The sequence below is a fragment of the Aeromonas sp. 102P genome, assembly GCF_051920345.1.
GTDB lineage: Bacteria > Pseudomonadota > Gammaproteobacteria > Enterobacterales > Aeromonadaceae > Aeromonas > Aeromonas veronii.
In genome coordinates, this window is record NZ_JBQBCZ010000001.1 from 1,803,282 (window position 1) to 1,815,057 (window position 11,776).

12 protein-coding genes are annotated in these 11,776 nt (G+C 60.1%); 7 read left to right on the plus strand and 5 right to left on the minus strand.

Features of this window, described 5'->3' with window-relative positions; genetic code table 11:
- Positions 1-172: 172 nt before the first annotated feature.
- From nrdD to ACTG1K_RS08695, 4 genes are all read left to right on the plus strand, one after another.
- Positions 173-2,290 (plus strand): anaerobic ribonucleoside-triphosphate reductase, encoded by a 2,118-nt coding sequence (gene nrdD, locus ACTG1K_RS08680; protein ID WP_440005103.1) that lies wholly within the window; start codon positions 173-175, stop codon positions 2,288-2,290.
- Between the two features lie 130 nt (positions 2,291-2,420).
- Positions 2,421-2,930: an anaerobic ribonucleoside-triphosphate reductase-activating protein gene (gene nrdG / locus ACTG1K_RS08685; RefSeq protein WP_425854322.1), complete on the plus strand. Its 510-nt coding sequence runs from the start codon at positions 2,421-2,423 to the stop codon at positions 2,928-2,930.
- Between the two features lie 64 nt (positions 2,931-2,994).
- Positions 2,995-3,165, plus strand: a complete 171-nt coding sequence (locus ACTG1K_RS08690) for a YqaE/Pmp3 family membrane protein (protein WP_005338440.1) — start codon at positions 2,995-2,997, stop codon at positions 3,163-3,165.
- 176 nt (positions 3,166-3,341) lie between these two features.
- A complete protein-coding gene (locus ACTG1K_RS08695) occupies positions 3,342-3,734 on the plus strand; it encodes a TonB family protein (protein ID WP_005358848.1) in 393 nt (130 codons plus the stop codon).
- A gap of 56 nt (positions 3,735-3,790) precedes the next feature.
- Here the strand turns inward: ACTG1K_RS08695 and ACTG1K_RS08700 are convergent, their stop codons facing one another.
- The 5 genes from ACTG1K_RS08700 to ACTG1K_RS08720 all read right to left on the minus strand — a co-directional run bounded on the left by ACTG1K_RS08700 (position 3,791) and on the right by ACTG1K_RS08720 (position 7,882).
- Positions 3,791-4,147, minus strand: a complete 357-nt coding sequence (locus ACTG1K_RS08700; RefSeq protein WP_139464163.1) for an MliC family protein — start codon at positions 4,145-4,147, stop codon at positions 3,791-3,793.
- A gap of 141 nt (positions 4,148-4,288) precedes the next feature.
- A complete protein-coding gene (locus ACTG1K_RS08705) occupies positions 4,289-5,053 on the minus strand; it encodes a substrate-binding periplasmic protein (protein WP_440005104.1) in 765 nt (254 codons plus the stop codon).
- A 172-nt stretch (positions 5,054-5,225) separates the two neighbouring features.
- The gene (locus ACTG1K_RS08710) at positions 5,226-6,323 is read right to left on the minus strand and encodes a DUF2955 domain-containing protein (RefSeq protein WP_219927575.1); all 1,098 of its coding nucleotides are present in this window, start codon (positions 6,321-6,323) and stop codon (positions 5,226-5,228) included.
- Positions 6,313-7,368 (minus strand): HlyD family secretion protein, encoded by a 1,056-nt coding sequence (locus ACTG1K_RS08715; protein WP_376888632.1) that lies wholly within the window; start codon positions 7,366-7,368, stop codon positions 6,313-6,315. Before ACTG1K_RS08715 ends, ACTG1K_RS08710 begins: the two co-directional genes overlap by 11 nt.
- A 1-nt stretch (position 7,369) precedes the next feature.
- Positions 7,370-7,882, minus strand: coding sequence for a MarR family transcriptional regulator (locus tag ACTG1K_RS08720; protein ID WP_440005105.1), 513 nt, complete (start codon positions 7,880-7,882; stop codon positions 7,370-7,372).
- Positions 7,883-8,180: 298 nt separating this feature from the next.
- Between ACTG1K_RS08720 and ACTG1K_RS08725 the strand changes: the two genes are divergently transcribed.
- The 3 genes from ACTG1K_RS08725 to ACTG1K_RS08735 all read left to right on the plus strand — a co-directional run bounded on the left by ACTG1K_RS08725 (position 8,181) and on the right by ACTG1K_RS08735 (position 11,760).
- Positions 8,181-8,351: a hypothetical protein gene (locus tag ACTG1K_RS08725; RefSeq protein ID WP_088869905.1), complete on the plus strand. Its 171-nt coding sequence runs from the start codon at positions 8,181-8,183 to the stop codon at positions 8,349-8,351.
- Between the two features lie 518 nt (positions 8,352-8,869).
- Complete coding sequence (locus ACTG1K_RS08730; protein WP_194496511.1) at positions 8,870-10,186, plus strand: 2-hydroxycarboxylate transporter family protein; 1,317 nt, start codon at positions 8,870-8,872, stop codon at positions 10,184-10,186.
- 23 nt (positions 10,187-10,209) lie between these two features.
- On the plus strand, positions 10,210-11,760 hold the full coding sequence (locus ACTG1K_RS08735) for an NAD-dependent malic enzyme (protein ID WP_425854179.1): 1,551 nt from the start codon (positions 10,210-10,212) through the stop codon (positions 11,758-11,760).
- The last annotated feature ends 16 nt before the right edge of the window (positions 11,761-11,776 follow it).

Genomic DNA, 11,776 nt, shown 5'->3' on the forward strand with positions numbered 1-11,776 from the left:
AATCCCTATATGTTGTGTTATTAAGCTGTGTATAAGCTGTTCCCTTCCTATCTTCAGCCCAGGCTTGTCAAGCCTCGGCTGAATTTATTTGCGTCCAGGACGAGATGCCGGGAGGGGGGCCCAACAAGGGTGAGCCAGAGGCAAATGCCTGGCCTTTTAACGGGGAAAATCCATGAAACCGGTTGTGATCAAACGTGACGGATGTCGCGCACCATTCAATGCCCAGCTGATTGCAGAGGCGGTCAGCCGAGCGGCGGAAGCGGTCAATCAGGCCAATCCGGCACTGGCCTCCCGCATTGCCAATGCGGTGAGTCAGGAGCTGGAAGGGCGTGGTGAAGTTGATATCCACGAGATCCAGAACCGGGTCGAAAACCACCTGATGGCTTCCGACGACAAGGCCATCGCCCGTGCCTATATCGAATATCGCCACGACAGGGATCAGGCCCGCGAGGCGCGCGGCCGTCTGGCGCAGGAGATCCGCGGTCTGGTCGAGCAGACCAACGCCGCCCTGCTCAACGAGAATGCCAACAAAGACTCCAAGGTGATCCCGACCCAGCGCGACCTGCTGGCCGGTATCGTCGCCAAGCACTATGCCACCAGCCACATGCTGCCCCGTGATGTGGTTCAGGCTCATGAGAGCGGTGATCTGCACTTCCACGATCTCGACTACTCGCCTTTCTTCCCGATGTTCAACTGCATGTTGATCGATCTGAAAGGGATGCTGACCCACGGCTTCAAGATGGGCAATGCGGAGATCGATACCCCGAAATCCATCAGCACCGCCACGGCGGTGACCGCCCAGATCATCGCCCAGGTGGCGAGCCACATCTATGGCGGCACCACCATCAACCGCATCGACGAAGTGCTGGCCCCCTATGTGACCATCAGCTGGCAGAAACACCGTGAAGTGGCCGAAGAGTGGGGCATTGCCGATGTGGAAGCCTACGCCATGGCTCGCACCGAGAAAGAGTGCTACGACGCCTTCCAGTCACTGGAGTACGAGGTCAACACCCTGCACACCGCCAACGGTCAGACGCCGTTCGTCACCTTCGGCTTTGGCTTGGGGGACAGATGGGAGTCGCGGATGATCCAGCGCGCCATCCTCAGCAACCGTATCGCTGGTCTTGGCAAGAACAAGAAGACCGCTGTGTTCCCGAAACTGGTGTTCGCCATCAAGGATGGCCTCAACCACAAGCAGGGCGATCCCAACTACGACATCAAGCAGCTGGCGCTGGAGTGTGCCTCCAAGCGGATGTATCCGGACATCCTCAACTACGACCAGGTCGTGAAAGTGACCGGCTCCTTCAAGACTCCCATGGGTTGCCGCTCCTTCCTCGGTGCCTACGAGGAGAATGGCGAGCTGATCCACGAAGGTCGCAACAACCTGGGGGTGGTGAGCCTCAACCTGCCGCGCATTGCCCTGAAATCCCGTGACGAAGCGGACTTCTGGGATCGTCTCGATGCCTCCCTGCGGGTTGCCAAGAAGGCGCTGATGTACCGCATCACCCGTCTGGACGGGGTGAAAGCACGGGTTGCTCCGATCCTCTATATGGAAGGGGCTTGCGGCGTGCGCCTCAAGGCGGACGACAACGTCAGCGAGATCTTCAAGAACGGTCGTGCCTCCATTTCCCTCGGTTATATCGGGGTTCACGAGACTATCAACGCCCTGTTTGGTGACAAGGTGCACCTGTTTGACAGCGCCGAGCTGCAACAGAAGGCGATCGCCATTATCGCCCGTCTCAGGGCAGCCATTGACGAGTGGAAAGAGGAGACTGGCTACGGCTTCAGCCTCTACTCCACCCCGAGCGAGAACCTCTGCACCCGTTTCTGCCGCATCGACGCCAAGGAGTTTGGCGTGGTATCCGGCGTGACCGACAAGGGTTACTACACCAACAGCTTCCACCTCGATGTGGAGAAGCAGGTCAACCCGTACGACAAGCTGGACTTCGAGGCACCCTATCCGCCCATCGCCAGCGGTGGCTTCATCTGCTACGGCGAGTACCCCAACATCCAGCACAATCTGGAAGCACTCGAAAACGTCTGGGATTACAGCTATGACAAGGTGCCTTACTACGGTACCAACACCCCCATCGACGAGTGCTACGACTGCGGCTTTACCGGCGAATTCGAGTGCACCTCCAAGGGCTTTACCTGCCCGCGCTGCGGTAACCATGACCCGGCCAAGGTGTCGGTGACCCGCCGTGTCTGCGGCTACCTCGGCAGCCCGGATGCGCGCCCCTTCAATGCGGGCAAGCAGGAAGAGGTGAAGCGCCGCGTCAAACATATGTAAGCCAAGCCCTCACCCTAGCCCTCTCCCAAGGGGAGAGGGAACCGGCCGATGTACAGTTTGCGCTGCTTTGCTTCCTTCTCCCCTCGCGGGAGAAGGGGCGGGGATGAGGGGGCCGTAATAGAGAGAGATGATGCACTACCACCAATACTACCCGGTCGATGTGATCAACGGCCCCGGCACCCGTGCCACCCTGTTTGTCTCGGGCTGCGAGCATCAGTGCCCGGGTTGCTACAACCAGAGCACCTGGCGGCTTGATGGCGGCCAGCCATTCGGTGAGGCGATGAGCGATCGCATCATTGCGGATCTCAACGACAGCCGCATCAAACGGCGAGGTCTGTCGCTCTCCGGCGGCGATCCGCTCCACCCGGCCAACGTGCCCCACGTGCTGGCGCTGGTGAAACGGGTACGCGCCGAGTGTCCGGGCAAGGATATCTGGTGCTGGACCGGCTACCGGCTCGGCGAGCTGTCAGAGGCCCAGCGCGAGCTGGTGGCCTTGCTGGATGTGCTGGTGGATGGCAAGTATGAAAAGGAGTTGGCAGACCCGGGCCTGCTCTTGCGTGGCAGCAGCAATCAGCAGATCCACGACCTCAACGCCTGGCGTGATGCGGGTGAGCGAATTCCCTGTCTGGTTTGCAGTTGAAGTCCGGGATGTTTATGGTTAGCCCATTCCAATCCTGACGACATTTTTGAAAAGGAGAGCCGAGATGAACAATCTGCTCAAGATCCTGCTGGCCATTTTCCTGCCCCCTGTGTGCGCGTTTATCCAGGTGGGCTTTAGCCTGCACTTTTTAATCAACATAGTGCTGACCCTGATGGGCGGTCTGCCGGGCATGGTCCATGCGCTCTGGTTGGTGGTGAGCGACAAGCGCGGCTGATGCCAGCGTATGGTTAGTGAGCTTATTGACGATAAAAGGGCCAACCTCTCGGGGTTGGCCCTTTTGTTAATGTTCATACGAATACTTTTTCGTTAGGATGGGTGACTGACCAAGCGGGCCGCGTTGAGCGCCCTGCAGTCCGGCAACAAGCACCGGCAGAGAACAAGGAGCGTTACATGAAGTGGAAAGTCGCAGTATGGTCAGGTCTGGCAGTGACACTGTTGCTGGGGTGCTCATCTCGTCAGGAGGTAGCGCACGAGCGCGCTCCGATCGCTATCCCTCTCGAGCAGTTGTCCAGCTACTGGGTTCAGGAGAAGCAGTGGTCATGGCTTGGCAATGACGAGCCCGCCCTGCCGGCCAAACCGGTCAAGGGGTATGTGGAAGTGCGCTATCAAATCGACGCCAGCGGCACGCCGGTCAAGCCGGAAGTGGTGGCGGCCGAGCCCCCCGGCGAGCTGGAACAGAGCGCGCTGGCGACCCTCTCGCGGATCCGCTACAGCCCGGCAGAGGGCAACCCGGATGCCATACCGGTCGAGGTGACCAACCGCTTCGAAATCGAGATCAATTGATCCCCTACCACTCTGATGCCAAAGAAAGAGAGACCCCGGCCAGGCCGGGGTCACGTTTATTGCTGTTTGCAGTCGTTGTAGGCGGTCTGCCACTCGCCATCCTGATCCCGCAGCTCGACAAAGCCCTCATCCCCCTTGTTCCACCAGACGGCCTCATGTTCGTCCGTATAGCGGGCGCCGGAGGCCGAGACGGCCTGAGGCAGGGTGTAATCCTTGCCGTCCGGCAGTGACAGCTTGATAAAGCTAAGGCTTTCGTCGGAGAGAGAGAAGTAGCGCACCTGCACCTTCTTGCCCTGCTCGCACTGATAACTGACCGGTTCGCCACCAGTGACTGAGAGGGTATTGCCCTGATTGCAGCCGGCGAGCAGGCCGAGGGCCAACGCACCAGCAGCCATCATATGTACCTTATTCATGATTACAGCTCCATTGGTGTCATACGGGCGTGAGCCTAACAGGTTGCCGTTATTGTGCAATCCGCACGGCCATTCGGTGCGTCGCTGGCTGTCCGGCATACCGCGCGAGTATGAGAGGGTGCAATCAGGAAGGTATCGCCATCAGTAGAGGCCAAGTCTGGTTTCAAACTGGCGGATCAGCGTCTCATAGATGCCGTTGTTTTTGATCTTCTGCAGCCCCTGCTCGAACTGTTTGGCCAGCGCTTCTCCTTGCGGGTGGCGGCGGGAGAAGGCGAGCCAGAAGCCATCGGTGGAGAGCTTGCCAACCTTGACCACCTTGCCGGTCAGCTGCTTCTGCTGGATCTTGAGGTAGCCCGGCATGCCGTTCATCAGGATGTAGTCGACTCGGCCACGTACCAGCATCTCGAGGGTCTGGGCATCGGATTTGGCCTGAAAGCGGGTGATCCTGGGGTTCTCCATAAAATCGGTGGGGTAGGTGTAGCCGAGAGTGATGCCCACCCGCTTGCCCTCCAGCGAGGTGAGCTTGAGATCCCGTTGCGGGTCGCTGGCAAGGGCGAAGATGGCAAGATCCTCCTCGAACATGGGGGTATCGTGCCAGTGGTACTGGTAGCGGTTCTCTTCGGTGATGGTAGCGTTGAAGCACCCCGCAAGTTTGCCGCTTTTCGCATCGTGCATGCAGCGGGCGAAGGGGAGGGTGCGAAAGACAATCTCGATCCCTTCGGCGGCGAACACCGCCTTGACCAGCTCAGGCGCCAGTCCGCGGGGCTGGTCATCCTCATTGTCCTTGTCGCGCTCGCAGTAGGGGGCCCAGTCATCTTCGGCACCAATGACAAGCGGGGTGGCCCCGAGCGGGCTGGTAGCCAACAGCATCAGACAAACCAGCCATTTTTTTAACAACGCGACCATAGGTACACCTCATCGACAGCAGCCTTACAAGCATAGCCACACTTCTGCGCTGACTTGTAGTGGCAGGAGTATTGGTGAGGGAAGTCAACGAGCGAGAGAAAAAACGCCCCGGCAGGCGACGGGGCGAAAGAGAGCTCATCCATGGGCTGACAACAGTGCTTACAACAGGAAATCAATAACCGAAGCGGGTCGCCTCGAAGCGATTGAGCAGCCGATGGACGAGGTAGCAGGCCAGCAGGGTGACCACGATGGCAAACAGTATGCTGCTGACCCGGTAGAGGGCGCTGAACACCAGATCGTTGCCCGGAGTGAGGTACTGGCCAAACAGGATGCCGAGGGTGGTGAGGGCGCCAAAGCCGACCCCGGAGCCGCCTGCCTCCTTGACATGGGCATGGCTGAACAGCATGGCACCGAGCCACAGCAGCGGGGCGACCAGCAGCAGTTGCCCTGACCAGTCATAGAGCAGCAACTGGCCGAGCAGGCCGAAGGTGACCCCCAGCAAGGTGCCCATCGCCCGTTTGCGGGCATAACTCAGCGCACCGTTCCAGTGCATGGGGAACAACACCAGCAGGGTTGTGGCCTGGGCAGACATGGAGTCGCGCAGGTCAAACACCTGAAATACCAGAAATGACAGGGTGGCCACTGTGGCACCCAGCAGGGCTTCATGGCGCATCCGGTGCGGCGCCTTGGGGGCTGAGGCGGGCTTGGGTCTGGCCTCCACATCCGGGATCAGCATGGTCATCAGGTAAGCGATCAGCACCGACAGCACGCTCGCCCAGATATTGTTGAGGATCAGGTCGTTGAGGTCGGTCTGCGGATAGCTGGCAAAGTGCAGCATGATGCTGAGGCTCAGCACCCCGTTGGCCCCGAACAGAAACAGGCTGCCCCGCGACATGGCGGCGAAACGGTAGAGAAACAGCATGAAGGCGATAGGGGTCATCAGCGCCGGATGGCTGCCAAACAGTCCCCCCAGCAGCCCGACCTCCACCCCACAGACCACCGCAGCCGCGATCAGCTGGCGTGCGGCATGGCCATTCATCACCGGCACCATCCCCAGCAGCAGCACTGGCGTGACCGTATAGAAGACCCCGTAATTCCAGCCAAACAGCTTGCAGAGCAGAAAGCCCGTGGTGCAGCCAAAGGCGATGCGCAGGCACTGGCGCAGCTCGTTGCCGGTGAGGGGCCGATACCAGAGGTGGGTGGCAGCACCACCGGCGGGGTGGGCTGGGGCGGTATTGGCCGACGGGTGAGTGGCGTGGTTAGTAGACATAATGGAGCAGGCTGAGCAGGTGGATCTGGCCCCGTGCCAGCATGGCGGTCAGGGCATTGTCCGGCAGCAGTTGCACCGTGGCCCGCGCCCCGGCTGGCAGATGATCGGGGAGCTGGTCCAGCTCGAGGTGCAGCCGCATCCGCTGGGCATCCCGTACCCAGCGATCAGACTCCACCGGTGCGGCCAGTCGACCGTTGGCATCAAACTGACCGGCACTCACTCCTGCATCCAGACTGCTTACCCGGGCAGGATAGAGCTGACCCGGCTCGCCATCGAAGGCCACCAGTGCGCGGGTTTGCTCGCCAACATGGCGCAGGCTCTTCTCCCGAAAATCGGCAATGACGTCCACCTGTTCCGACACCAGTGCCAGCAGCGGGCTGCCGGCGCTGGCGATACTGCCCGGCTTGAGCTGCAGGTTGGTGATGGTGCCATCCTGATCCGCGTGGACCTGGCTGTAAGAGAGGGCCAGCTGCGCTTGCGCCAGCTTGTTGTGGGCCTGGCGCAGCAACAGATTATCCTCACCGGTCACGCCACGACTGGCCTTGATCTGGGCCAGTTTGGCCTGACTGGCGCGCAGGTTGGCCTGGGCGCTTCGCAGGGCGCTGTCAGCTTCATCTTTTTGTTGCAGCGAAACCATGTGACGTTGGTACAGCGCATCGATCCGCTCAGCCTCGCGCCACTTCTGGCTGGCCAGGGTCTCCTTGGCGTTGATCTCGGCAACGGCGGCGGTCAGGGCGGCATCCAGTTCACTGTTCTGCTGCTCTGCCTGCGCCAGCGCAAGGCGGGCCTGCTCCACTGCCAGTTCAAAAGGGGCCGGATCCAGCCTGAACAGCAGATCCCCCTTCTTGACCTGCTGGTTGTTGTGAACAGCGACCTCGATCACCTTGCCGCTCACCTGGGGGGCCAGCTTGGTGACTACCCGGGTCGCCATCGCCTGAGGGGTGAGGGGCATCAGCAGGTCGGCTATCAGAAAATAGGCAAACAAGGTGGCAAAGCCAGCCATGGACCATTTGATCCAGCGGGTAAATTGTTGATCCGGGGTCATTTTATTCTCTCTCTGTGTCGGTCTCGGGAGGGCTTGTATCGCCTCCGGCTTGTCGGTCGTGATGTTGTTCAATTTTGCTGAGGGCGTTGGCCGAGATCCGCTGCACCGTGGCTTCAAACAGTTGCAGGGTCTGCTCGTCGATGCCCCCCAGCAGCTCCCGGCGGATATTCATGATGCGGTCGGCGATCTGATCGAGCAGAGTCTTGCCAGCCGGGGTCACGCAGACGATGCGGGCCCGCTTGTCCTGACTGCAGCAGTGGCGCTCAATCAGTCCCTGCTCTTCCAGCTGGCCCAGGGTGCGCATCAGGGATGGCAGTTCTATTTCGAGGGCTTCGGCCAGGGTCTTCTGGCTGACATGGTTCCCCATGCGGGAGAGTTTCCAGAGCGCAGTCCAGCGGGGATGGGTGAGGCCAAGGGGGGCCAGCTCCAGGTCGGCGGCAGTACGCCATAGCCGGTGCATCCGCGCTATCTGCTCGGCGAGCGACAGCTCGCGCAACCTTTCCAGATCCGTCATCTTCTCATCCTCAATCTACTTAGCCTGCTAAGTATCATACTTGTTTAGCAGGCTAAGTAAATAGTGTGATGCGGATCATGTTTCTGGTCGGATCTTTCGTTGGTGAGGGCGAGCAGCATTCGAGCCCCTGATATTATTCTCGGGGCTGATCCACTCGAGGCTCTCTTGCCGATTCGGATATTGCGCCGTGAATGGAGGATATCCGGTGGTTATTTTCATGAAATTTTCAGCTTCAGCGAGCAGCTCTTTTTTTATCCGCTAATATTGATGGGGTTATAAAACAAGGGGGAAACGGGTTGTGGATGGATATGACAGTGGATGTGTGTATCTGGCAATTGAAACGCTGTTGAGTGATGGAGAATATGGTGCAGAGTCACACCATGGCGTGAATCGGGAAGGCGCTATCAGAAGTACCGATATCAGTCATGATTTTGACCCCGCCAATATTCCATTGCTGTTGGCAGAATAGACCTGACCGTGTGTGATCCTTGTGAGTTCAAGCCAGTGCTCTGGTATTCGCTGGCTTGACTCATCACTATTTCAATCTCCCATTTTTGCATCTTTCTTCTCACCATTTTTCATCGTGCGTGCTTCCTGCACGCCGACTCAAACCCTGATGTGGCACGCCGTAGCACTCGCGTTATGGCGATGAGATTGCCCGCTGATTATCACTCACAGGAGCTGTGGCGATAAATGGTTGCAGAGCTGGTCCTCTGGCCCTGTTATTTCCCCTAAGGGGGGGAGATCATCGCATCGTTATTACTGCTGATCACCCAAATATCCGCCATTGGGCTCGCTCGTTTGATCGCCCTATTTCCTGACTTGGTCGGGTATTGTATGTCTGGTGTTCTATTGTGCAGCGCACGCTGGCGGCACCATGATGTTTAAGTTTTTAATGTTTTTATATGGCTTTGCAATCTGGCTAACCGACAGGGGAGAGGGGGATCAATAAAGTAGCGGCCACAATCACACGCAGAGTACATAACAATGAAAAACCTCTCACCCCTACAAACCACACAAGAAAAGGCCGCCTTTATGGGCGGCCAACAAATTGCCGGTATGCCGCTCTTTATATTTCTGGGGCTGGCGACCTGCGTTCTCTTTTCCGGCTGGAATGGCTCGTTGCCGCTGGGCATGGTCGGTGCACTGGCACTGATGTTTGTGCTGGGCACCCTGCTGACCGAGCTGGGTGAGCGGATCATGCCGATCCGTGAATACCTGGGGGGCGGCACCATCCTCGCCATCTTCGGCGGCGCCGCCCTGTTCGAATATCAGCTGCTGCCGGTGCAGGCGGGGCAGGTCATCACCAACTTCATGAAGGAGGGGGGCTTTCTCAACTTCTTTATCGCCAGTCTGGTGACCGGTTCGGTGTTCGGTATGAGCGGCGCTTTGCTGAAAAATGCCGCCATGCGCTACCTGCCGGTCATTCTTGGCGGCGTCGCACTAGCACTGCTGAGCGTGGGGCTGGTCGGCTCCCTGATGGGGTATGGCTTTAAGAATGCGGTGCTGCTGATCGGCCTGCCCATCATGGGCGGCGGCATGGGGGCTGGCGCGGTGCCGTTGGTAGAGATCCTCTCCGGCCCGATGCAGATGTCCAGTGCCGATCTGTTGTCACGGATGGTGCCAGCGGTGGTGATCGCCAATACCCTGGCCATTCTGGTGGGCTCCCTGCTGGCGCGGCTCGGTCGCCGTTACCCCTCCCTGACTGGCAACGGCAAGCTGATGGTTAAAGAGAGTAGCCAGAGCATTGCCGATGAGCAGGCCGAAGCGCCGACCTTGCAGAGTCTGGGTATGGGGCTCTTTATCAGCTCCAGCATGTTTGTGCTGGGTTCCCTGCTTGGCAACTTTATCCCCATGCACCCCTTCGCCCTGATGATTTTGGCGGTAGCCTTTATCAAGGTGAGCGGCCTGCTGCCGCGCCGTTATGAACAGGCGGCGGCCGACTGGTATCAGTTTGTGGTGAGCAACCTCACCCCCTCCCTGCTGGTGGGGATCGGTGTCGCCTACACCAGTATTCCTGAACTGATCAGCGCCTTCTCCATCAGCTACTTCGTGCTGGTCATGGTCACCGTAATCGGTGGCGCCCTCGGCGCGGCGCTGGTGGGTCGGATGATCGGTTTCTATCCCATCGAGGCGGCCATCACCGGCGGGCTTTGCATGGCCAACATGGGCGGCACCGGCGATGTAGCCGTGCTCTCGGCGGCCCAGCGGATGAAGCTGATGCCCTTTGCCCAGATCTCCTCCCGTCTTGGCGGCGCCGTGATGCTGATCCTGGCCACCGCCCTTATCTCCCTGTTCGCCTGATACCGGATTAAGGAACAAACAAGATGAACGACATCATGATGGGCACCAGCCTGCCCTATGCCGAGCGCAAGCGTCAGGGCGTGCGGGGGCGTATTCCCCACAAGGAGGAGTCCCTCTCCCAGCAGCGGCGCCGGATCTACCGGTTGGTCAGCGCCATGCAGAGTCCGTTTGACCAGCATCTGCTGCTGCGCCAGCTGCAGGAGGACAACCCGGTGCTCTTCTACGATCTGGTACGCCACCACCTGCCGGAGCTGCTGCCGATCATCTACACCCCGGTGGTGGGGGAGGCGTGTCAGCGCCACAGCGATCTCTATTTGCGCAGCCACGGGCTCTATCTCTCCTGGCATGACAGGGACGATCTCGATGACATCCTCGAGTCAGTGGAGCAGGAGGTGGACGTGATCGTCATCTCCGACGGCGAGCGAGTGCTGGGGCTTGGCGATCTCGGTATCGGCGGCATGGGGATCTGTATCGGCAAGCTGGCGCTCTACTCCGCTGCTGGCGGCATCAATCCGGCGCGCACCCTGCCGCTCTGTGTCGATGTAGGCACCAACAACCCCGAGCTGCTGGAGGATGACTCCTACCTCGGCTGGCAATCCCCGCGCATTGACGGCGAGAGCTATTACCACTTCATGGACAAGGTGGTAGCCGCCATTCGCAAGCGCTGGCCGCAGGTGGTGCTGCAGTTTGAAGACTTTGCCGGCAAGCATGCCGCCAATCTGCTGGCCCGCTATCGCGACGAACTCTGCATGTTCAACGACGATATTCAGGGCACGGCGGCAGTGGCTTCTGCCTGCGTGCTGGCCGGGTTGCAACAGGCGGGGACCGCCCTGTGCGATGCCCCGGTGCTGATCGTCGGCGCGGGTTCTGCCGGTTGCGGCATCGCCGCCATGCTGGCCCAGCTGGCGGGGAGTCACGACGGCGTCTGGCTGTTTGATCAGGACGGAGTGGTCTGCAGCGATCGTCCCAATTTGACCCACGCCCAACAGCCATTTGCCCGTGCCGTGGAGGAGGGGCGCAGTTCGCTGCTGGAGACCATCCGCCAGGTGCGCCCGGCGGTCTTGATTGGTGTGAGCGGTCAGGGCGGCCTCTTTACTGGCGAGGTGTTGCAGGCGATGGGGGAGGTGTGCGCGCAGCCGGTGATCCTGCCACTCTCCAACCCGACCCGCAGCGCCGAGGCCACCCCCGAGCAGGTGTGGGCCGCCACAGATGGCCGCGCTCTGCTTGCCACCGGCAGCCCCTTTGCGCCGGTGACTGTGGCGGGTGAGCGGCGGGTGGTCTCTCAGTGCAACAACGTCTATGTCTTCCCGGGGATCGGTCTCGGAGCCTGCGCGGTCAAGGCGCGCCGCATCAGCGATGGCATGTTGCTGGCCGCGGTGCGGGCAGTCGGCGCCTATCCGCTGGTGGCGGGCCGGCTGTTGCCCCCCATCGAGCAGGTGGGAGAGGTGGCCCGCGCCGTGGCCAGAGCGGTGGCGCTCAGTGCCCGCGAGGAAGGATTGGCCGATTTTGTCGGCGATCCGGCACCTTTGATTGACCAGACCTGGTGGCATCCGCACTATTGGGCTGCGTCCTGACGTTTTAAGGTATGTG

What these genes read in the sequence shown, in the direction of transcription:
- nrdD (WP_440005103.1), top strand. Translation starts at nt 173, where the DNA reads ATGAAACCGGTTGTGATCAAACGTGACGGATGTCGCGCACCATTCAAT.
- ACTG1K_RS08710 (WP_219927575.1), bottom strand. Translation starts at nt 6,323, where the DNA reads ATGTCTACTAACCACGCCACTCACCCGTCGGCCAATACCGCCCCAGCC.
- ACTG1K_RS08695 (WP_005358848.1), top strand. Translation starts at nt 3,342, where the DNA reads ATGAAGTGGAAAGTCGCAGTATGGTCAGGTCTGGCAGTGACACTGTTG.
- ACTG1K_RS08690 (WP_005338440.1), top strand. Translation starts at nt 2,995, where the DNA reads ATGAACAATCTGCTCAAGATCCTGCTGGCCATTTTCCTGCCCCCTGTG.
- ACTG1K_RS08730 (WP_194496511.1), top strand. Translation starts at nt 8,870, where the DNA reads ATGAAAAACCTCTCACCCCTACAAACCACACAAGAAAAGGCCGCCTTT.
- ACTG1K_RS08705 (WP_440005104.1), bottom strand. Translation starts at nt 5,053, where the DNA reads ATGGTCGCGTTGTTAAAAAAATGGCTGGTTTGTCTGATGCTGTTGGCT.
- ACTG1K_RS08735 (WP_425854179.1), top strand. Translation starts at nt 10,210, where the DNA reads ATGAACGACATCATGATGGGCACCAGCCTGCCCTATGCCGAGCGCAAG.
- nrdG (WP_425854322.1), top strand. Translation starts at nt 2,421, where the DNA reads ATGCACTACCACCAATACTACCCGGTCGATGTGATCAACGGCCCCGGC.
- ACTG1K_RS08700 (WP_139464163.1), bottom strand. Translation starts at nt 4,147, where the DNA reads ATGAATAAGGTACATATGATGGCTGCTGGTGCGTTGGCCCTCGGCCTG.
- ACTG1K_RS08715 (WP_376888632.1), bottom strand. Translation starts at nt 7,368, where the DNA reads ATGACCCCGGATCAACAATTTACCCGCTGGATCAAATGGTCCATGGCT.
- ACTG1K_RS08720 (WP_440005105.1), bottom strand. Translation starts at nt 7,882, where the DNA reads ATGACGGATCTGGAAAGGTTGCGCGAGCTGTCGCTCGCCGAGCAGATA.